Source organism: Flavivirga rizhaonensis, from assembly GCF_004791695.1.
GTDB lineage: Bacteria > Bacteroidota > Bacteroidia > Flavobacteriales > Flavobacteriaceae > Flavivirga > Flavivirga rizhaonensis.
The window spans coordinates 1-20013 of record NZ_SRSO01000047.1; the positions used below are offsets into that span (position 1 = coordinate 1).

The 20013-nt window shown below is 31.0% G+C and carries 22 protein-coding genes and 1 pseudogene; 12 read left to right on the forward strand and 11 right to left on the reverse strand.

What is annotated here, in order from left to right; all coding sequences use genetic code 11:
* The first annotated feature begins 161 nt into the window (after window positions 1–161).
* On the forward strand, window positions 162–332 hold the full coding sequence (locus tag EM932_RS21135) for a hypothetical protein (RefSeq protein WP_211344331.1): 171 nt from the start codon (window positions 162–164) through the stop codon (window positions 330–332).
* Between the two features lie 144 nt (window positions 333–476).
* Here the strand turns inward: EM932_RS21135 and EM932_RS20075 are convergent, their stop codons facing one another.
* Window positions 477–3065 carry a phosphoenolpyruvate carboxylase gene (locus EM932_RS20075; RefSeq protein WP_135878997.1) on the reverse strand — a complete coding sequence of 863 codons (2589 nt, stop codon included), beginning with the start codon at window positions 3063–3065 and terminating at the stop codon, window positions 477–479.
* A gap of 616 nt (window positions 3066–3681) precedes the next feature.
* Between EM932_RS20075 and EM932_RS20080 the strand changes: the two genes are divergently transcribed.
* The 3 genes from EM932_RS20080 to nadB all read left to right on the forward strand — a co-directional run bounded on the left by EM932_RS20080 (window position 3682) and on the right by nadB (window position 8221).
* Entirely contained in the window at window positions 3682–5508 is a 1827-nt protein-coding gene (locus EM932_RS20080; RefSeq protein WP_135878998.1) for a hypothetical protein, read from the forward strand.
* A gap of 213 nt (window positions 5509–5721) precedes the next feature.
* A complete protein-coding gene (gene nadA / locus EM932_RS20085) occupies window positions 5722–6648 on the forward strand; it encodes a quinolinate synthase NadA (RefSeq protein ID WP_135878999.1) in 927 nt (308 codons plus the stop codon).
* Window position 6649: 1 nt separating this feature from the next.
* Entirely contained in the window at window positions 6650–8221 is a 1572-nt protein-coding gene (gene nadB, locus EM932_RS20090; RefSeq protein ID WP_135879000.1) for an L-aspartate oxidase, read from the forward strand.
* 251 nt (window positions 8222–8472) lie between these two features.
* On the opposite strand, the gene EM932_RS20095 is transcribed toward nadB, so the two are convergent.
* The 8 genes and pseudogenes from EM932_RS20095 to EM932_RS20130 all read right to left on the reverse strand — a co-directional run bounded on the left by EM932_RS20095 (window position 8473) and on the right by EM932_RS20130 (window position 12199).
* Window positions 8473–8769 carry a hypothetical protein gene (locus tag EM932_RS20095; protein WP_135879001.1) on the reverse strand — a complete coding sequence of 99 codons (297 nt, stop codon included), beginning with the start codon at window positions 8767–8769 and terminating at the stop codon, window positions 8473–8475.
* A complete protein-coding gene (locus EM932_RS20100; protein ID WP_135879002.1) occupies window positions 8766–8999 on the reverse strand; it encodes an addiction module protein in 234 nt (77 codons plus the stop codon). Before EM932_RS20100 ends, EM932_RS20095 begins: the two co-directional genes overlap by 4 nt.
* Window positions 9000–9076: 77 nt before the next feature.
* Window positions 9077–9250: pseudogene (locus EM932_RS20105) on the reverse strand (single-stranded DNA-binding protein); the annotation flags it as partial.
* Between the two features lie 31 nt (window positions 9251–9281).
* Window positions 9282–9488 (reverse strand): hypothetical protein, encoded by a 207-nt coding sequence (locus EM932_RS20110; protein ID WP_135879003.1) that lies wholly within the window; start codon window positions 9486–9488, stop codon window positions 9282–9284.
* A 59-nt stretch (window positions 9489–9547) separates the two neighbouring features.
* Complete coding sequence (locus tag EM932_RS20115; protein WP_135879004.1) at window positions 9548–10597, reverse strand: nucleotidyl transferase AbiEii/AbiGii toxin family protein; 1050 nt, start codon at window positions 10595–10597, stop codon at window positions 9548–9550.
* The gene (locus tag EM932_RS20120; protein ID WP_135879005.1) at window positions 10594–11262 is read right to left on the reverse strand and encodes a DUF6577 family protein; all 669 of its coding nucleotides are present in this window, start codon (window positions 11260–11262) and stop codon (window positions 10594–10596) included. The genes EM932_RS20115 and EM932_RS20120 overlap by 4 nt, the downstream gene beginning before the upstream one ends.
* Before the next feature lie 194 nt (window positions 11263–11456).
* Window positions 11457–11792 carry a single-stranded DNA-binding protein gene (locus tag EM932_RS20125; protein WP_135879006.1) on the reverse strand — a complete coding sequence of 112 codons (336 nt, stop codon included), beginning with the start codon at window positions 11790–11792 and terminating at the stop codon, window positions 11457–11459.
* A gap of 203 nt (window positions 11793–11995) precedes the next feature.
* A complete protein-coding gene (locus EM932_RS20130; protein WP_135879007.1) occupies window positions 11996–12199 on the reverse strand; it encodes a hypothetical protein in 204 nt (67 codons plus the stop codon).
* 363 nt (window positions 12200–12562) lie between these two features.
* On the opposite strand from EM932_RS20130, the gene EM932_RS20135 reads away from it, so the two are divergent.
* The 4 genes from EM932_RS20135 to EM932_RS20150 are packed head-to-tail and all read left to right on the forward strand — an operon-like array spanning window position 12563 to window position 14732.
* The gene (locus EM932_RS20135) at window positions 12563–13072 is read left to right on the forward strand and encodes a DinB family protein (protein WP_170179859.1); all 510 of its coding nucleotides are present in this window, start codon (window positions 12563–12565) and stop codon (window positions 13070–13072) included.
* A 14-nt stretch (window positions 13073–13086) separates the two neighbouring features.
* Window positions 13087–13617, forward strand: a complete 531-nt coding sequence (locus EM932_RS20140) for a GNAT family N-acetyltransferase (RefSeq protein ID WP_135879009.1) — start codon at window positions 13087–13089, stop codon at window positions 13615–13617.
* Window positions 13618–13619: 2 nt separating this feature from the next.
* Window positions 13620–13970 (forward strand): hypothetical protein, encoded by a 351-nt coding sequence (locus EM932_RS20145; protein WP_135879010.1) that lies wholly within the window; start codon window positions 13620–13622, stop codon window positions 13968–13970.
* Window positions 13971–14021: 51 nt separating this feature from the next.
* Window positions 14022–14732: a GIDE domain-containing protein gene (locus tag EM932_RS20150; protein ID WP_135879011.1), complete on the forward strand. Its 711-nt coding sequence runs from the start codon at window positions 14022–14024 to the stop codon at window positions 14730–14732.
* Window positions 14733–14738: 6 nt separating this feature from the next.
* Here EM932_RS20150 and EM932_RS20155 read toward each other — a convergent pair whose 3' ends face one another.
* Window positions 14739–15206: a CBS domain-containing protein gene (locus tag EM932_RS20155; protein WP_135879012.1), complete on the reverse strand. Its 468-nt coding sequence runs from the start codon at window positions 15204–15206 to the stop codon at window positions 14739–14741.
* A 235-nt stretch (window positions 15207–15441) separates the two neighbouring features.
* On the opposite strand from EM932_RS20155, the gene EM932_RS20160 reads away from it, so the two are divergent.
* On the forward strand, window positions 15442–16155 hold the full coding sequence (locus tag EM932_RS20160) for a tetratricopeptide repeat protein (protein ID WP_135879013.1): 714 nt from the start codon (window positions 15442–15444) through the stop codon (window positions 16153–16155).
* A gap of 159 nt (window positions 16156–16314) precedes the next feature.
* On the opposite strand, the gene EM932_RS20165 is transcribed toward EM932_RS20160, so the two are convergent.
* A complete protein-coding gene (locus EM932_RS20165) occupies window positions 16315–16845 on the reverse strand; it encodes a hypothetical protein (RefSeq protein WP_135879014.1) in 531 nt (176 codons plus the stop codon).
* 124 nt (window positions 16846–16969) lie between these two features.
* Here EM932_RS20165 and EM932_RS20170 point away from each other — a divergent pair, with 124 nt between their 5' ends.
* The 3 genes from EM932_RS20170 to EM932_RS20180 all read left to right on the forward strand — a co-directional run bounded on the left by EM932_RS20170 (window position 16970) and on the right by EM932_RS20180 (window position 19886).
* Complete coding sequence (locus tag EM932_RS20170; protein ID WP_135879015.1) at window positions 16970–17560, forward strand: HupE/UreJ family protein; 591 nt, start codon at window positions 16970–16972, stop codon at window positions 17558–17560.
* A 284-nt stretch (window positions 17561–17844) separates the two neighbouring features.
* The gene (locus tag EM932_RS20175; RefSeq protein ID WP_135879016.1) at window positions 17845–18276 is read left to right on the forward strand and encodes a deoxycytidylate deaminase; all 432 of its coding nucleotides are present in this window, start codon (window positions 17845–17847) and stop codon (window positions 18274–18276) included.
* Complete coding sequence (locus EM932_RS20180; protein ID WP_135879017.1) at window positions 18276–19886, forward strand: S41 family peptidase; 1611 nt, start codon at window positions 18276–18278, stop codon at window positions 19884–19886. The genes EM932_RS20175 and EM932_RS20180 overlap by 1 nt, the downstream gene beginning before the upstream one ends.
* Window positions 19887–20013: the final 127 nt, after the last annotated feature.

The window sequence follows — 20013 nt, forward strand, 5'->3', positions numbered from 1 at the left end:
AAGTTGGCTCTGATTATTTAGTAGTGACTTTAGTTCAGACTCACTCTCTTTTATTTCTATATCTATTTGTTTTGCCATACTACAATATACAATTTATTGAGTAAATTAACAAAAGAAATGGTATAAAATTGCCTATTGCAGATCTAAATGAACTTAGTTATATGCAGGAATCGTTACTTGAATGTATATTGCTCTTGTCTCAATTAGAAAAAAGGCAATATAAAAACGAACAAATGCAAAGTATCATGTATTGGCTTAGCAAGCTGCTTTTAGTTAGTTACCCACATACCGAACTTGATGGTTTATCAGAATGGTTGAAACTTGATAAATAAAAAAACAAGTGGCTGTCTGAAAAGTTTTCAAATTGTCATTTTGAGCGCAGTGAAAAATCTCAAAACATTGATAAGCAAGTATTTAATTTTCAAGAGATTCTTCACTACGTTCTGAATGACACTTTTTTAGACAGCCTTTAGTTTTTAAGCAGAATTTCTACTAGCATTAATATTTCCAAATAAAGAACGCGTTACTATTTTCTCGAAAATTTTTATCTGTTCTTCATCTTTTACATCTGCTTTTTGCAATTCCTGAATCTTTTTAAGTGCATACTGCTGTATGGTTAATAACGGCAATACAATAGATTCTCTAACTTCAATAGAAGCTTTTCCTGCGGGTTCGTTTTCCATTAACTCTTTATAGCCAGTTAGTTTTAGTAGGAGTCTTTTGGTTGTTAGGTATTCTTCATAAATAATATTCCAAAACTCACCAAACTCTTCATCTTTTGCCATATACTTGGTTAAATCGAAAAATGATTTTGATAAAGACATCATACTGTTTTCTAAAAGCGTTTTAAAGAATTTCGAATTATTATACAGTTGTTCTACTTTATCAAATTCGTTATTGTCTTCATACTTTTTCATGGCAGTACCAACACCAAAGAAACCAGGTACATTCTGTTTTAATTGACTCCATGACCCAACAAATGGAATAGCCCTTAAGTCTGAAAACACTAACTCATTAGAATTAGATCGTTTTGATGGTCTACTACCAATATTTGTTTTAGCATAGTATTTTAAAGTACTCATACGTTCCAAATAAGGAATAAACATAGCATGACTTTTAAAATCCTTATAAGTCTGGTAGCTAGTTTCCGCAAGGTCATTCATTACAGCTCTGTCTTCATCAGACATTTTGTTTTTCTCTCCGTCTATTCTGTTTTTAATACCAGAACTTATTAATTGTTCCAGGTTATACTGTGAAGAATCTAAAGTACCAAAATTAGAACTTACAGTTTGCCCTTGAATGGTAAGTTGCACTTCTTTGTCTTCAATAGTTGGCCCTAATGAAGAATAGAAGTTATGTGTCTTACCGCCGCCTCTGGCTGGTGGTCCTCCACGGCCATCAAAGAATATAGCTGTAATGTCATATTTTCTAGACATTTCTGTTAGTAATTCCTTGGCTTTGTAAATACCCCAGTTCGCCATTAAATACCCGCCATCTTTGGTTCCATCAGAGAACCCTAGCATGATAGGTTGTTTATTACCTCTATTCTTTAAATGCGCTCTGTATGCAGGGTTGGTATATAACTGCTCCATAACATCAGGAGCATTTTCTAAATCGGTAATAGTTTCAAAAAGAGGAACAACATCTACCGTTAAATTATCTTTAAATGCAACCAATTTAAGCATAGCAAAAAGCTGCATGACATTTAAAGCGGTTTGATTGTTGCTAATAATGTATCTGTTTGCACCACGTTCACCATTAAGCTCCTGAATTTCTTTAATGACTTGAATGGTTTTCAGCGTATTAGAAACCATTTCATCTTCAAAAACATTTATATCAACAGAAGTGTCAGATACTTCAGATAATATTTTAATTTGTTCTTTTTCAGATAAATCATGATAATTTTCAGGGAATGAACTATTGCCTGTTTTAATTAAGTGATCTATTACTGTCGTGAAAACAGCATGATGAATTCTGCTATCCTGTCTAATATCTAGAGTTGCAAATCTGTAACCAAAAAGATGTACTCTGTTTATAATATGATTTAATTCATTTACATAAAGAGACTGATGTTCCTTAACAACCAAATTTCTTATACTTAATAATTCAAGAATAAGCTCTTTTTCGGTAATAGCCTTCTTATAGTTTAAATCAATACTATACTTATAAAGTATAGTTTCAAGTTTTATTACACGTTCTTCAACACCTCTAAACGTAAGTTTACGTCTCAAATCTTTAAGGTCTTGATAATATTTTTTAAGAACAGATCGCTTAAGTTTTTTGGCGACTTTTAAAGTAGTTTCTGGTTTTACAAAAGGATTACCGTCTCTGTCACCGCCTGGCCAGAATCCTATATTTATAATATCATTATGCTTTTTGCCATCAGCATAAATGTTAGTTTGGATATAGTTGTAGATTTCTCCAAAAGTTTTATAAAATACATTTTCCAGATACCAGATTAAGCTTTTAGCCTCATCATAAGGTGTCGGTTTTTTATGTTTGAAGAAAGGTGTTTTACCTAATTGACCAAATAAATTCTGAATTTCAGAAAGGTTATCTTCCTCGATGGCTTTTGTTAAGTCTGTGATAATCCCTAAAACTGAGCCTGGATAAAATTGTGTAGGGTGCGCTGTTAGAACAATACGAACTTTAAACTCTTCCAGAAAGCTTTTTAATTCCTCTAAATTTCCTTCAGACCTAGCAGTTCCTTTTAAGTTTCTCAGCGTACCAACCCCATCCATATTATTTACCACAGGATATGCAGCATCTTCAATAGCATCAAATAATACAACTTGTCTTTCAATATATTGTATAAACCTGAATAATAGGTTTATTTGACTTTCTTTATTTCTTCTCCCTTGGTATTTTTCAAAAAATGATTCAACAATGGTGGTAGGGTCATCACCATTTTTGAATCCTTTTTCGCAAGTTTCATGAAATAAAGGGAGTAAAACTCCGGTTTTTGTTATAGAATCAAAAGGGAGTGTCATAAATATACTGTTGTATATCTGATATTTTGACAATACTGTTTGATTAAATCTCGTTAGCTTAGGTTCTACAGACATAAATTCGTTCTATTGAAAATTAACTGTAAAAATAGTGAAGCTTTCATTAAAGGATGCAGGCTGGATTAAGATTTATCAATTTTTTTAGTTTGATGAATTCTAATTGTGAATAATTAAAAAAAAAGGGAGCTATCCCTTTTTCTTTACAATGGAAATCCTATTTTAAAAGGATATTAAATACTTAAGGAAATCTAAAGATGTATTTCCACCACTTTTTTTAATACAAGATTCATGTATAATATCTTTTTTTATCCAATAATGGTTTTATAATGTTCTCCTTTGTCGTGAGTTGTCGGGTTGGTACATAATATTTAAACTTCTTAGGTTTGCCAAATGCTTGGTTTAAATCTCCAGATTTCTAATCAATTACCCAGACACAAAACCGGATGGTATTTATAGTTTGTTGTAGGTACATTTCATATTTTGTTAATAACACATAAATTATTAGGTGCAATCTCTTACTGTTTAAATAAATTAAAGTTGTTTTTAATAGAAATTAAGGTTTTAACTATTTCATTGTTAGTTTTTTAAGGTGTTTGGTTATTTAAAGCATGATATATGTCATGTTCTATACCTATTAGAGATTATATATTTGTCGATTAACATAACAACAAGTATGAAAAAGACACATTCGTTTCACATTCCTGTAATGGGCATAGGTTTTACAATAGATACACCATTAAAAGTGGCGCAGTACGGGATGGATTCTGTCATTTCTCTAGTTGATGATATCTTATTGGAGAAATTAAGAAAAATGTACAGTGAAAAATTTGAAGTTCCTTATAAAGAAATTACAGATAAGATAGATGATTTTAGAGCCAAAAGAATCACATCGTATTTAAACTTAATAAATGATTTAGCTGATAAGAAGTTCTCTTTGTTAAAGAATATCACTACAGAAAAAAGTAATGAGCTTCGTGCTTACATTAACATGTTGCCGGATAGTTCTAAAATAAAGAACGAATTTAAAAATTTAACATCGAAAGAATTTAATTTTTCCGAAGTTAAAAAATGGGCAGCAGACAATTTATCTATGGGATCTATTGATGTTAATATTATGACTAAAGTAGATAAGGATAACTATAAGAAAGACGAAAAACTACCAGTTGAATACAATGATGCACATGCTGCTTTAAGAGGCTTTGCGAATAGTAAACTAAATTCCTCTGTAGTACTTTCTGCAGGTATGAACCCTAGGTTGTATAGTTATATGTCACAATTTGATAGTTTTTTCCCAGATGAAAATGGAAATTTCAAAAAAAGAATTATTCTAAAAGTAAGTGATTATAGATCAGCCTTAATTCAAGGTAAATTTTTGGCAAAAAAAGGCTTGTGGGTTTCAGAATATAGAATTGAATCTGGACTAAATTGCGGGGGACATGCTTTTGCTACAGATGGTTATCTTTTAGGACCCGTTTTAGCTGAGTTTAAAGAAAAGCGAGATGAGTTAAGAACATCCATACAACAGCTATTAAACCAAGAACTTGTGAATCAAAAACGCATTACTCCAAATAATCAATTAGATATTAAACTAACGGCTCAAGGAGGTGTTGGAACTCAGGAAGAACACGAGTTTTTAATAAATCAATACCAATTAGATTCTGTAGGCTGGGGAACGCCTTTTTTATTAGTTCCAGAAGCCACAACCGTAGATGAAAAGACATTAGATAAGTTAACTAGAGCTAAAGAGAAAGATTTATACCTAAGTGATATTTCGCCATTGGGTATTCCATTTAATAATCTTAGAGATAATACTAAAGACCTTGAAAAGGAAAAGTATATTAATAAGGGACGGCCAGGTAGTGCTTGCCCAAAGAAGTTTGTTGCTTTAAATAAAGAATTCAAAGAAAAGGGAATATGTACCGCTTCCAGAGAATATCAGCATTTAAAAATAAAAGAGTTAGACGCGCAAGGGTTGTCATCAAAAGAGTACCAAGCTAAATTTAATAAAATAATAGAAAAATCTTGTACTTGTGTAGGCTTAGGGACTTCTGCTCTATTAGCATATAATTTAGATACAAGAGTAGAAGGAGAAGGTGTCTCTATTTGTCCAGGACCTAATATGGCATATTATTCTAATGTTATGAGTTTAAAGAATATTACTGACCATATTTATGGAAGGGATAATATGGTTGAAAGTCATGATAGACCCAATTTCTTTATTAAAGAATTACATATTTACATGGATTATTTAAAGAATAAATTGGAAGAAGTAAGGCAATCAATTACAAAAAAAGAAGAAAAATATTTACTAACTTTTACAAACAATATGAAAGAAGGTATTTCTTATTACAAAACGATGTTCTGCGAATTGAAAAATGTGTTTGAAGATATTAAAGATGTAGTTCTAAATGAATTAGATAAAAGCGAAGCAGCTTTAAGTTTAATTAGAGTAGAAATTGAAAGTTTATCCATTAAAAGTCAGAACCTTATAAGAAAATAATTTTTTCAATATAATTCTATTCTATTTTTATGAAATATTAAAGTGTTTATTTGAGTTAGGTTCTGCTATCTCATAGTTTTTTTGAAGATGCTTAATTTCTTCACAATTTTTACTGCAATGTGATTTTCAATACAATTTTAATTAAGATATTTGCAAAAATATAGCCGTTGCAAAACACTTAGATTGTTGTGTAACGTGGTGAAGATTAATAAAATGGATTTAGTAAAAGAAATAAAACGCCTTAAAAAAGAAAAGAATGCTGTAATTTTAGCACATTATTACCAAGTTGCAGAAATACAAGATATAGCGGATTATGTAGGAGATAGTTTGGGTTTATCACAAAAAGCTGCCGAAACAGATGCGGATGTTATTGTTTTTGCAGGCGTGCATTTTATGGCTGAGACAGCTAAAATATTAAATCCAACAAAAACCGTAGTGTTGCCCGATTTAAATGCAGGATGCTCTCTTGCAGATTCTTGTCCACCGGATAGTTTTGAAAAGTTTACAAAACAACACCCCGATCATATTGTGATTACTTATGTAAACTGTTCGGCAGAGATTAAAGCGTTAAGTGATATTGTATGTACCTCTTCAAATGCGTTAAAGATTGTTGAATCGGTACCAAAAGACACCCCCATTATATTCGCACCAGATAAGAATCTTGGAAAGTATGTTATTAAAGAAACGGGAAGAGATATGTTACTTTGGGATGGGAGTTGCATCGTGCATGAAGCCTTTTCAATGGATAAGTTAATTGAATTACATAAAAAATATCCAGATTATAAGATTATAGCGCACCCAGAATCTGAGGGGCATATTTTAAATACAGCAACTTATGTTGGGTCAACATCAGGGATGATAAATTATGTAAAAGAACATCAGGAAGAGAAATTTATAGTGGCTACAGAAGCAGGTATTCTCCATAAAATGCAACAAGAAATGCCAAATACAGAGCTTATTCCTGCACCTGCTGTAGAAGATAATACTTGCGCTTGTAGCGAGTGTCATTTTATGAAAATGAATACTATGCAAAAACTTTACGATTGTTTATTAAACGAATCTCCGCAAATAGAAGTACCCGAACCTATTAGAAAGAAAGCATTGTTACCTATAGAACGCATGTTAGAATTATCTAAATAAAATGGTTACTACAGATTATTTAGTTATTGGTTCAGGGATTGCAGGGTTAACATTTTCAGTTAAAATTGCAGAAAAATTCCCAGATAGAAAGGTCGTTATTGTTACAAAAGCTAACGAAGAAGAATCAAATACTAAATATGCTCAGGGAGGTGTTGCTGTAGTTCTAGATAAAGAGCAAGATTCCTTTAAAAAACATATCAAGGACACTTTAATTGCTGGTGATGGTTTGTGTAAAGAAAGTGTTGTTAAACTTGTTGTAAAAGAAGGGCCGGAACGACTTGAAGAATTATTGCTTTGGGGAGCAAATTTTGATACAAATGACAGCGGAAAATTCGATTTAGGTAAAGAAGGCGGACATTCGGAATATCGGGTGGTTCATCATAAAGATATTACAGGTTACGAAATAGAACGTGCACTATTAGAACGTGCACATCAATTACCAAATATTACCATTTTACCCCATCATTTTGCTATAGATTTGGTTACCAATCACCACATTAAAGATTACGAATCTGAACCTTTAGCGTGTTTTGGAGCCTATATATTTAACGAAAATACGGGTGATATTTTTACAATAAAAGCAAACAGTACATTACTGGCTTCTGGTGGTATTGGTTGTGTTTATGGTCATACAACAAACCCTGTTATTGCTACAGGTGATGGTATTGCAATGGCTTATAGAGCCAAAGCGCGTATAAAAGACATGGAATTTGTTCAGTTTCATCCAACGGCTTTATATGAAGAAAAAGGAGAGTCTTCTTTTTTAATATCAGAAGCCGTTAGAGGTTTTGGAGCTTATCTTCGGAATAAAAAAGGCTATCGTTTCATGCCCGATTACGATGAACGTGCAGAATTGGCTTCCAGAGACATTGTATCTCAAAGTATAGACAATGAGCTGAAAAAATCTGGAGATCCTCATGTGTATTTAGACTGTACACATCTAGATATAGATGCATTTAAAGATCATTTTCCTAATATTTATAAAAAGTGTTTAGAGCATCATATAAATATAGAAACCGATTGGATTCCTGTTATTCCAGCTTCTCATTATTTGTGTGGAGGTATTAAAGTTAGTAAAAAAGGAAAAACGACGATTGATAATTTATTTGCCTGTGGCGAATGCTCGAGAACAGGTTTACACGGAGCTAATAGATTAGCGTCAAATTCATTGTTGGAAGCCTTGGTGTATGCTCACAATATATTTAAACACCATTCTAAAAATGAGTATAAATCGTTAGATGTTAATATTCCAGATTGGAATGATGAGGGCACTACTATTCCTGAGGAACATATTTTAATACAACATAACCTAAAGCAATTGCAAGCCCTAATGAGAAACTATGTCGGGATTGTGAGAAGTAATAAACGATTAAAAAGAGCTATCAAACATTTAGATTTAATTTATAATGAAGTTGAAGATCTTTATAAGGAATCTAAAATAACCACATCGCTTTGTGAATTAAGAAATATGATCAACGTGTCTCACTTAATCATCAGACAGTCTTTAGATAGAAAAGAAAATAAAGGGGGTTATTATAATGTTGATAATGTGAAAAATAATGAAGGTGTCTAAAAAATGTCATTCAGAATGAAAATGAAGAATCTCCTATAAATTAAAGTGAGTTTCTATGTTAAAAATCCACATTAAAATAAGCAATTTGACTAAATCGCATTTTTATCATCATAAAAATAAAAAGGATTAAGTGATGTTTTTTTGATTCAGTTATTTTTCCAAATTTATGGAAAAACGAAAGCTCTAAAAATTTTAGAGCTTATTTAAGATATTTTATTTCAGACTACCGACCAGTTTTGATTTTAGATAATTTATAAACGTTTAGACCAATTTTTTGGGTCTTTACTAGTATGAAAAACACCTATTATCTTAACGGTTTTGCCTTTTAAAACATAATGTATACCAAAAGGAAAAACATTGGTAAAATAAATATGTACGTCCTTATATTTTTTTTGAATAGTTAGAGGTTCTTTTGACAGATAATCAATTCCTATTTTAATATCTTGTTGAAACTTATCTGCTAAACCCTTTTTTTGTTTATCATACCAAAATGATGCTTCAGTGATATCAAAGATAGCTTCGTCAGAAACTAAAACTTCATAAATCATAAAGCCTGTTTTAGCTTTTGCTCAACTTGTTCCCAAGTATAGAATTTAGTTTCTCCTTTTTCCATTCTAGATAACCGTCTATCTAACTCTTCTTTTTGAGATTCAGGTAATTCAAAAGTTTTATTTTCACTTTCATCCTTAAGAAGAGTTTTAATTTTTTTAATTAAAGACTCCTTTTGGGTTTCAAGTAATAATTTTACTAGTTCTATTTTTTCTGCTTGTAAATCCATAGTTCTATAATTATATAGCTAAGTTAATCAAATTAAAACTTTTAAGAAACCTAAGAGAAGTCTAATAATTACCTAAATTATTTGCTTAACATGAGCAACTCATTAACTATAACCTCAGTTACATAACGTTTATTACCATCTTTATCATCATAACTACGAGATGTTAATTTACCTTCAATAGCAATCTCTTTTCCTTTGGTGAGATATTTCTCGATTATTTGAGCTGTTTTACCCCAAGCTACAACATTATGCGCTGTAGCTACGACTAAGTTTTCGCCTTATTTAAATAAGTCTTTCTTCCAAAGCATTTTTCCATTTGTAGAACCCTTTTTGATCTTTGTTATAATCGTGAATGATTTTGCTGAAATTCTCGCTTTTGGTCCCTAAAAATGATTGACGTCCATTGTTACGAATCCAATTCAACTTTTGATTTATAACTTTCTTTTCAAAAGGAACAAAAACACCAATAAAGTCTTTAGCTTCTGGCACTTTATCATAAACTTTATAAATCTGTAATGTTTCTATCTTTCAAGATTATTTTAAGTTCTTCAATATTCATGTTCTTGAAGTGTTTTATACCAATAATGAAATGCTTCTAAATTGTGTTTCTTTAACTTATTAAGAAATGAATAATTATGGTCTTTTATTACCCATGATTTCATATCAACAGATTTATCAAACCTTTCAATATCAGTTTTATTTCGCTCTATTTGTTTTACTATATAAGATGCTTTAGCTACAGCAATTTGAGCTTGAGGTTCTCTGAATTTTTCGCCATAAATAAAACCTGCTAAATTACTAACCCCAGATTGCATTGTCTTAAACGTATCTTTATCAATTTTTCCATTTGTGCAGAAATTATAAGAACTATCAACAATATCATCTATTATCAATTGAAAATTGTTAGGGTCTAATCCTTTATAAGCAAGTTCGCCATGTGCTACTTTTATAAAGTTTTCTCGAACACCATTGAGTGATAGTATTCTATCAAAAATACTTGCGACATCATAAATTTGTTTTAAAACTTCCTTTGGTTTGCTCAATGGGACTCCAGTTGTATTGGGTCCATAAGCTGTTAATTTATCTCCCAGAATTGCTTCGAGTGTTGGTGTAATAACTTTTATTCGCTCTCCTTTTTCTGATAAAAGGAAATGAGAAACTTCTATCTCTTGCGTTTCTATATAAGGATTCACTTCAAAAACAATATCAAGCAAAATATTATTTATATCTCCATCTTGTTTTGTTTGAGGAGTGTAAAATAGTTTGAAGTGTCGTTTCTCTATACCTGATTTAGGGGGTCTTATTTTTTCTTCCCATTTTACAAAGTCGGTAGATGCCACTACTTTTTCTAATAGAGCTTCAATATCTTGTTCTTTATCTTCAATGATAATATCTATATCAATTGAAAATCTTCTCGGCTCTTGTATCATTAGCATTAATGATGTACCTCCTTTGAAAATGAAATTAAGGCCTACAAGTTGTAGGGCTTCTAACAAAGCTAATGCTCTAATTACTTTTTCTATAATTATTGGGTCAGCATGGAATTTTTCTCTATTTGAATTAATCCAATCTGCATGTAGGCTTTCAGGTAAAATCATTTATTCTCATTTTTATAGATTCTTTCTTTTACAAATGGTTTTTTTCTTCTTCTATCTGCATATCGAAGTAAAGTATCTTTTTTAATCGTATTGTATTGAAATGCGTTTTCAATAATGCTATCAAGGTCACGACCTTGATACGTTGCATATAATTCAGTATCTACAATAAGGTCTACAAGTATTTTTTCTATACTCGGAACCTTAACTTGTTCTACATCTTGAAGAGGCGCATCGGTTATTAAGTTCTTTATGATAACTATGCTTTCATTTCTATTTGCATATTTATCTAAAATATCCTTTGATGGGTTTAAGAAAACATTATCTCGAACACCTGAAAGGAAATAAAAAACGTTCTCTTCAGAACCTTTTTCTACTTCTATAATAGTTTCATAGTTATTAGGAATATGTAGCATCCACTGCGCAACCCATTTAGTAGACCAAATTGAAATATCTAAAAACGGAAATTCTTCTTTGAGTTTCAAGTATAAACTTTGGATTTCTTCGGATACTACTGGTTTGAATCCTTTTTGTTTTCCAAGTTTGTATTTTCCTCTTCCTATTCTTTGTATAATTCCATTATCAATCAGGGTGTAAATACGCCAATTAATAGTCGTCTTTTTAACCTTGCTTTCATACTTCTGATAAAAGGAAAATATATCGTTCACAGATATAGGTTCAATATCCTTAAACTTACTTTTGAAAGTATCTATATGTAGTTTTGTTGTGCTGATTGTATTCTTATTTATTGCAAATATACAAAAACTATACTTCGTCAGCAAATTAGATTTAGTGACGAAGTATAGTTTTGAATTAAAAAAAAGCCCCTACTGGAACTCTTTTTTACATAACAGGTTTCCTACTACTTACTCCCTAACATAAGGAATTCATTAACAACAATCTCAGTCACATATCGCTTCTCTCCCTCTTTAGTTTCATAAGAGCGATTCGTTAATTTACCTTCAATAGCAATCTCTTTGCCTTTGGTAACATATTCTTCAATAATGTCAGCAGTTTTGCCCCAGGCAATCAAATTATGCCAGTCAGTTTGAGTCACTTTCTCTCCAGATGCATTTTTATAATTCTCGTTAGTAGCTAATGAAAACTTTGCTAGTTTCTTACCACTTTCTAAGGTGATGATTTCTGGGTCTTGTCCTAAATTTCCAATAAGTTGTACTTTGTTTCTTAATGTATTCATAATTTCTAAATTTTAAACAGTTAATGCTATTGAACCTTCATTGATTCAACACTGCAAATATGAAACAGCCACCAAATGTTATTCGGTACTTACTTATTTAAAATCGTTTGTAAATGTTTGTAGTCGTTTGGAAACGGATAATTTGCCTGATAATTGACTTAGTTTTAATAGACCCACCTTTGTGGTACTAGAGTTTTTTTTAATTACCAAAAACAACTTTGTCTTTTTTCACAGGCTTCAAGACATTCTTCTTGTTTTTTTGGGTTTGGATTATCACAGTAATCGCAGTTATCGTAAGGGATATTAAAACACCAAAAAACACTCCATAGCCCAGCACCAATAATAACACCAAATAAAAAGTCCCTCAATTTAAATTGTCCTTTCAAAAACTCTGAAAAAATTGCCATAATAATAAATTTTGAATGTTAGTAGTAATCTATATAATTATGAACTATGAACGTAGGGAAGGTTTATAAAGATAATTTATTTATTTATATTGTCCCTTATTGTATATAGATGCCTTTTGATTGCTTGCAAAACAGGTTTTGAGAAAAATTTTAATAAAAATGTAAACGTAGTTCATGCTATTGAAAAAACAATAAATGTGCGGACTAAAATTTAAGAACAATGATGAAAATGTCTATTTTTGGTTTAGGTACATGGAAACCTGAATAAGAAAAAGTTTGCAGGAGGTCATTAGGTTATTTGAGGGAGGCACTTATATACCAGAAAGTATCTGGTCTTAGTTAAGACATAAAATCTATATGCAGATGTTTATTAAAGAAATTATACAACAATTAGAAAACAACCAACAAGTATTTAAAAACCTTTTAATGTCTAAAAAGGACAAGCAATATTTATGGCGACCCCAACCAGAAAAATGGAATTTGTTAGAAATTGTATGTCATTTATTAGACGAAGAACGAGATGATTTTAAAACTCGTGTAGCTCACGCACTTGAAACCCCTGAAAAATCATTAGTACCGATTGACCCAGTTGGGTGGGTTAAAGAAAGAGCTTATAACACTAAAAATTACAACGATATACTTTTTGCTTTTTTGGAAGAACGGAAAGCATCTATAATATGGTTAAAAAGTAAGCTAGACGCTAATTGGGAAAGCAAATTGTCACATCCTGAATTGGGTGATATGTCTGCAAAATTGTTTTTAACGAATTGGTTAGCTCACGACTATTTACACATAAGACAAATTTTAAAATATGATTATAATTATTTAAAAGAGAAAACAAGCCTCGATTTGGGGTATGCAGGTAATTGGTAAGACATTAAATTATTATGACATTTCATATAGAAACAGAACGGTTAGTTTTAAGAGAATTACGAATGTCCGATTTAGATGGGATGTTTGAGTTAGATTCCGACCCCGAAGTACATAAATATTTAGGAAATAAACCTGTGAAAGCTAAAGAAGAATCACAGAAAATTTTGGAAGGTGTTCTAAGGCAGTATACAGATCGTGGCATTGGTCGTTGGGCATTAATTAATAAGGAAACACAAGAGTTTATGGGCTGGTCTGGATTAAGACTTAATACAGAATATACTATGAATGGCTTTACCGAATTTTATGATGTAGGTTACAGAATAATAAAACGTTTTTGGGGTAAGGGTTATGCAACAGAATCAGGTAAAAAAGCAGTTGATTATGCTTTTAATGTTTTAAAACTTCCAGAACTATATGGTATGACAGAAATAGGGAATCGAGCTTCGCACAATGCCCTTTTAAAAATAGGGTTAGAGTATGTTGAAGATTTTTATTTTGAAGAAGAAAAACTAAAGCTTCGTTGGTATAAAATTGAAAAAAAATAGTTATGGAAAAACAATGTTTAGAATGTGGTGATAAGATTGTAGGTAGAATAGATAAGAAATTCTGTAACGATGGCTGCCGAAATGCTTATAACAATAGAGTAAACAAGGACAGCAAAAATTTAATACGTAATACCAATAACAGGCTGCGAAAAAATTATAGAATTTTGGAGACACTCAACCCAGAACAAAAAACAAAAACGTCTCGTGCTAAACTCATAGAAGCAGGTTTCGATTTCAATTATTTTACAAGTATCTATACAACAAAAGCAGGTACTGTATATTATTTTGTCTACGATCAGGGATATTTACCTTTAGAAGGAGATTATTATGCATTAGTAAAACGCGAAGGGTAAACCTTGTAACAAATAATTAAAAATACTTACTCATATTATAAAATACCCTTTATGATATTAGTTTCAGTCCTTAGTATAACTCCTATTCCTTTTATTGTTATTTCGGGACTTATACTATTTGTCTTTTTAGTATATTATTTTAGTAAAAAGCAAATCATACTAAGAAAGCTTTCCAAAACTAGGCATAGGGCTATTTCAAGTTTAAAAGCAAACGAATTTGTTAAAGTGCATGGAAAAGCATTACATGTAAAGGATCCTTTAATAGCACCATTAAGTAAAAGAAAATGTGTTTTTTATACTATGAGAATAGAGAAAAAAGTAAGTTCGGGTAAAAGCTCATATTGGAAGACTATTGTAGATGAAGAAAAAACACAGGATTTTTTTCTAGAGCATAACGGAAGTTATGTCATAATAAGGCCAAAATCGTCTCCCAAAAATTATAAGAGTTTTTTAGTTAAAGATAAAAAAGCTAATTCTGGAGTTTTCAATGATCCAACATCAGAATTTAAAGAATTACTTAGAACATACAATATTGATAGTGAAGGCTTTTTTGGGCTCAATAAAAGACTACGATATGAAGAAGGTATTATTGAAATTGGTGAAAAATTAACCGTAGCAGGTATTGCTAAATGGAAAATATTGAACGAACCAATTCCAGAATATGCTTATTCTAAAATTGTAGAATTAATAAGTAATGAAAAAGAAAAGATTATTATCACAGATCATCCAAATGCTTTAAAAGAGTCAAGAATTAGGCTTTAACTGTCTCTATTTCCAGTTTTGTCCTTTTAAGGCAAGAGCTGCTTTAAGGATGTCTTTTTGGCTTATTTGCCCTACTAATTTACCATTTTCAACAATAGGGAAACGTCTTCTTTTAGAGGCGAGAAACTTATTAGCAGCATCAAAAATATTCATATTGCCATCAATGGTTTCAACGTTTTTGACCATATGCTTTTCAACAGTCGCATTATCCATAGGCATATTATAATATCTGCTTTCACTTATTTGTTTAATACAATCACCTTCAGAAATAACACCAATTAATTCGTTTTTTTCATTTATTACAGGAGCTCCCGAAATTCTATGTTTTATTATGGCATCAATAACCTGTTCAATTCTTTGATCAGATTTAAACGTAATTAAATTGGTAGTCATATAGTCACTAACCTTAATTGGTGTGGTAGGTATATTTTTTTGTGTTTTTTTTCGTGAAGCTAGAAAACTCTTAATTCCCATAATAATTGAATTTAGTAATCTTAAATATAGTTAAATTTTTTAAATTTCCCTAAAAATATATTTTTCCTTGTAGCAAAGGTTTAATTAGCAATAATTCATTATACTAAAATAATGATGCTTTATAATTTCTGAAAAACACAACTAATTTAGCCTAGGCAAAAATAATTAGCATACTTTTAAGAGTTTAAATGTTAATTTTTTATAGTTTTAGCACGTTAAAATAAATATTAGAGGAATGAAAAGATTATTAGGATTGATTTTATTAGCTAGCAGTTTTATGTTAAATGCACAAAGCAACTCAGAATTAATAAAACATTATGAAGCTTATTATAAGCAAATGAAGGCTCAAGGCGATGTTCAAGGTATTATAAATGGGATGACTCATTTAAATTTATTAGCACCATCTCAAGCAAGAAAAGATACGTTAGCTTACTTATATATGACTGAAGGTAAATATATGCAAGCTCTTAATACTATTGGCATAGAAAAAAGTACTACAGATTCTGATATTGCAGTGGAGGTAAAAGCATTGTCTTTAAAATCGGTTAAGCAGCCAGAATTAGCCATTGGGTTTTTTGAGGAAATGTTTAAGAGAAAGCCAAACGCGTTAATTGCTTATGAATTAGCAGAACTTAATTTGCAAACTCAAAAACTAGTAGAAGCAGAAAAGCACATTACTTATGGTTTAGCAAATTCTAAAGACGATATGAAGAAGGCTTATTATGAGAAACAGACCCCGTATGAGGTGTCTTTAAAGGCTGCATTCATGTATTTAAATGCATTAGTTATTTATAATAAAGACACAAAAACAAATATTGATGCAGCTGTTGATGTTTTGGATGAAACTTTAAAAATAGCGCCTAACTTTAATTTAATTCAAATAACAAAAAACGAGTTATTAAGACAAAAGCAAGCGCTACAGGCGCAAGCAGCCCAACCAAAAAATTAATGAAATAAAATAAGGTTATCTAAAAAGTGAAAATTCAGTGTCATTGAGAAGGAAGGACGACTGTCGTAATCTGTTTAATTTAAAAGATTCTCATGTCGCACATATGTGCTCTTCAGGATGACAGGATTGATTTTACTTTTTAGATAGCCGTATCATAAATTATTCAGGCTTTTCAATCTTTCGGGAATCAAATTCTATTTTCTTATTTATTTGTAAATTTAGATTAGAAAAGGCAACCAAAAAGTCTTTAATAGTTGCAGTAAGCTCTTTTTTACTTGTGGTAGATAAATTTGATAAACTCTCTAATTTATAAAGTTTTGTTTCCAAGGCGGTAATTCTAGCAACAATAGAAGGTGAATTTATTTGCTTTGGAATTTTTACTCTTAACTCTTTTAATAATGTATTGATAGTTACTTTGTTTTCTTCATTATCATTAAAAAAACTTAAATCACCTTTTTTAATATTAGCTATAGCTTCTTGTAACTGGTAGTATTCTTGCCAATCTTTAATAACATCTTCTGTTTTTAAATCCAATGCAAAATCGATATAGTTAATTTTTGAAATATCTTTTTCTGTTATTTCTTTACTCTCGTTGCTTTCAGTATTGTTATTAGTGCTGTTTTCTTGATCTTTTTTGCAAGAAAAAAACATAATTAATAGACTTAAAATACTTAAAGTTTTAATACACATTGTGCTTCGTTTAAAAGGTGCTATACAAAGATATACTCTTTCAATTAGATAAAAAATATAATACCATTTTAAAAGAATCTAATTAATTGTATATTTGAAAAATCCCCTAATCTTAAAAATTATTATGCTAGGAAACTTTTGGTTTAATGTTGAGTATGGTATCAATCATGTATTAGATATTAACGCATACGATCACGTTTTATTTCTTATTGTTTTAACTGTTCCATATGTGTTCAAAGATTGGAGGCGGGTACTCCTATTAGTTTCTATATTTACCTTAGGGCATACACTATCGCTCGTTTTAGCTGCGTATAATGTAGTTCGTGTGAATGCACAAATTATAGAGTTTTTAATTCCTATTACTATTTTAGTAGTGGCACTTTTTAATGTCTTTACTGCTGGAAAAGGTGCACAAAAAGAAAAGGTTGGCGTATTGTTCTTATCAACCTTATTCTTTGGTTTGATACATGGTTTAGGGTTTGCACGCGAATTTCAAATGTTTTTAGGGGATTCTGATAATAAATTAGTCTTATTATTAGAATTTGCTTTAGGAATTGAACTTGCTCAAGTAATTATTGTATTTATAGTATTATTTTTAGGCTATATTGTACAGACTATTTTTAGGTTTTCTAAGCGTGATTGGATCATGGTAATATCTGCCATCGTAGTCGGTTTAGTTATTCCTATGATATTAAATAGTGATTTCTTGTCTTAATCATAATTAGTTTCTCAATATTAACATTTAGATAATAAAATAAACTTGAATTAGAATATTTCTTAACGAAGGATTTTTCTTAACTTTCAATAATATTGATAAAATAACTTTCTCAAAATTTTAACGAACTTACGTTGTAATTAAAATACGAACCAAGTATCTTCGTTATATCGTTTCGTGTGGAGGGTTGAGGTATTGTTGAGGAAGCTCTCGATTTTTATCAAGAATTGACTTTTGGAAGTCATTTATCGTTTAACAGCACGCCATAAATTATAAATAAATTAATGCCAGAAAATAAACAGCTTAAGTACGACAAGGCTTATTTAAGAATAGCTCAAGAATGGGGAAAACTATCTTATTGTAAACGGAGACAGGTTGGCGCGATTATTGTAAAAGATAGGATGATAATCTCTGATGGTTATAACGGAACACCATCTGGATTTGAAAACTTTTGTGAAGATGATGAAGGCTACACAAAATGGTATGTATTGCATGCAGAAGCCAATGCTATTTTAAAAGTGGCAGCTTCTACGCAATCATGTAAAGGTGCCACATTATATATTACCATGTCACCGTGTAAAGAATGTAGTAAACTAATACATCAGTCGGGGATTGTTAAAGTGGTATATCATAAAGCCTATAAAGATGATTCAGGTTTGAAATTCCTAAAAAAAGCAGGAATAGACCTTAAATTAATAGAAGATTTAAAAGTATAATGTCATTTCAAAAAAAATATTTACCATTAATTTTGGGCGTAGCAACTGCAGCGGGCATTTTTATTGGCGGAAAACTAGATTTTCGAGATTCGCCAGATAGGCTGTTTTCTACAAATAGTAAAAAAGATAAGCTTAACAGGCTTATTGATTATATTGATTACGATTATGTTGATGAAATAAATACCGATAGTATTGTTGATGTTACTGTTAATGGTATTTTAGATAATTTAGACCCGCATTCTGTGTACATTCCTAAAGAAGCCATGGAACGAGTTGCAGAAGAAATGAAAGGTGATTTCGTAGGTATTGGTGTTAGCTTTTATCCTTATAAAGATACTATTGCAGTTATTAGAGCTATAGAAGGAGGTCCTAGTGCAAAAGCTGGTATTAAGGGAGGCGATAGGATTATCATGGCAGATAATGACACACTTTTTGGAGAGAGGTTGAATGATGGGGAAATGGTTAAAAAACTAAAGGGACCTATTAATACTAAAGTCAATTTAAAAGTATATAGAAGAGGCGAACCAAAACTTTTAAACTTTACAGTAAAGCGAGGAAATATTCCTATTAAAAGTGTCGATGCAGCTTATATGTTAACCGAGAAATTAGGATATATAAAAGTAAATCGTTTTGCAGAATCTACTTATAAGGAATTTAAAAAAGGTTTAGATAAACTTTTGGAATTAGGTGCTACTGAAATTGCTTTGGATTTAAGAAATAATCCTGGGGGTATTTTAAGCATATCAGAGCAAATAGTAGATGAATTTTTAGAAGATGATAAGTTAATCTTATTCACTAAAAATAAACGAGGAAATATTGAAAAAAGCTTTGCAACCAGTAAAGGTGATTTTGAAGAAGGACAAGTGTACGTCCTTATAGACGAGAATTCTGCGTCGGCAAGCGAGATTGTTGCAGGAGCCTTGCAAGATAATGACAAAGGCACCATAGTAGGGCGTCGTTCCTATGGTAAAGGTTTGGTGCAACGCGAAATGGATTTAGGAGATGGTAGTGCGGTGCGTTTAACGGTCTCACGTTATTATACACCAACAGGTCGTTCCATCCAGCGTTCATATAAAAATGGGAATAAAGATTATTATGATGAGTATTTTAATAGACTGGAAAGTGGTGAGCTTTTAGATCCAGAAAAGATTAAAGTAGCAGATTCATTAAAATTTACGACACCAGGAGGAAAGATTGTATATGGCGGTGGCGGTATTATTCCGGATGTATTTGTCCCAATAGATAATAGCATGCAGAATGAAACCTTAACATTCATACAACGTCACGGATATTTTGGAAATTTTGTATTTGAAGAACTGGAAAAAGATAGGCACGTATATGATGGTATTTCAAGACAGGATTTTATTGATTCGTTTGAAGTGAGTGATGACTTCGTGTTTGCTTTTCAAGATTACTTAAATGTACGTACTAGCTCTAAAATTACTTTTGTGGCGTATCATGAAGAAATAAAACAGTATATTAAAGCAACATTGGCAAGTCAACTTTATGGCGGTGGTGCTTTTGAAGAAGTCTTCAATCAACGAGATATTATGATCGAAGAGGTTATTAGGTTGAGTGATGAAGGTCTTAATTCGACTGATAAAGATTAAATTAACGTCAGTTTCTATGTTAAAAACCAAATAAAAAGGCATTATTATGTTATTTTATTGCAATAAAAGCCTACGGAACAAATCTGAGTTCCGATTTTTTTTTGCCCTATTTCTTTAATAACCTACA

Bases quoted from the DNA above. Each gene is read 5' to 3' on its own strand.
- nadA (WP_135878999.1), top strand. From the start codon at position 5,722: ATGGATTTAGTAAAAGAAATAAAACGCCTTAAAAAAGAAAAGAATGCT.
- EM932_RS20095 (WP_135879001.1), bottom strand. From the start codon at position 8,769: ATGATTTATGAAGTTTTAGTTTCTGACGAAGCTATCTTTGATATCACT.
- EM932_RS20115 (WP_135879004.1), bottom strand. From the start codon at position 10,597: ATGATTTTACCTGAAAGCCTACATGCAGATTGGATTAATTCAAATAGA.
- EM932_RS20140 (WP_135879009.1), top strand. From the start codon at position 13,087: ATGACATTTCATATAGAAACAGAACGGTTAGTTTTAAGAGAATTACGA.
- EM932_RS20155 (WP_135879012.1), bottom strand. From the start codon at position 15,206: ATGGGAATTAAGAGTTTTCTAGCTTCACGAAAAAAAACACAAAAAAAT.
- EM932_RS20160 (WP_135879013.1), top strand. From the start codon at position 15,442: ATGAAAAGATTATTAGGATTGATTTTATTAGCTAGCAGTTTTATGTTA.
- EM932_RS20150 (WP_135879011.1), top strand. From the start codon at position 14,022: ATGATATTAGTTTCAGTCCTTAGTATAACTCCTATTCCTTTTATTGTT.
- EM932_RS20080 (WP_135878998.1), top strand. From the start codon at position 3,682: ATGAAAAAGACACATTCGTTTCACATTCCTGTAATGGGCATAGGTTTT.
- EM932_RS20130 (WP_135879007.1), bottom strand. From the start codon at position 12,199: ATGGCAATTTTTTCAGAGTTTTTGAAAGGACAATTTAAATTGAGGGAC.
- EM932_RS20075 (WP_135878997.1), bottom strand. From the start codon at position 3,065: ATGTCTGTAGAACCTAAGCTAACGAGATTTAATCAAACAGTATTGTCA.
- EM932_RS20145 (WP_135879010.1), top strand. From the start codon at position 13,620: ATGGAAAAACAATGTTTAGAATGTGGTGATAAGATTGTAGGTAGAATA.
- EM932_RS20175 (WP_135879016.1), top strand. From the start codon at position 17,845: ATGCCAGAAAATAAACAGCTTAAGTACGACAAGGCTTATTTAAGAATA.
- EM932_RS20125 (WP_135879006.1), bottom strand. From the start codon at position 11,792: ATGAATACATTAAGAAACAAAGTACAACTTATTGGAAATTTAGGACAA.
- nadB (WP_135879000.1), top strand. From the start codon at position 6,650: ATGGTTACTACAGATTATTTAGTTATTGGTTCAGGGATTGCAGGGTTA.
- EM932_RS21135 (WP_211344331.1), top strand. From the start codon at position 162: ATGCAGGAATCGTTACTTGAATGTATATTGCTCTTGTCTCAATTAGAA.
- EM932_RS20180 (WP_135879017.1), top strand. From the start codon at position 18,276: ATGTCATTTCAAAAAAAATATTTACCATTAATTTTGGGCGTAGCAACT.
- EM932_RS20165 (WP_135879014.1), bottom strand. From the start codon at position 16,845: ATGTGTATTAAAACTTTAAGTATTTTAAGTCTATTAATTATGTTTTTT.
- EM932_RS20100 (WP_135879002.1), bottom strand. From the start codon at position 8,999: ATGGATTTACAAGCAGAAAAAATAGAACTAGTAAAATTATTACTTGAA.
- EM932_RS20135 (WP_170179859.1), top strand. From the start codon at position 12,563: ATGTTTATTAAAGAAATTATACAACAATTAGAAAACAACCAACAAGTA.
- EM932_RS20170 (WP_135879015.1), top strand. From the start codon at position 16,970: ATGCTAGGAAACTTTTGGTTTAATGTTGAGTATGGTATCAATCATGTA.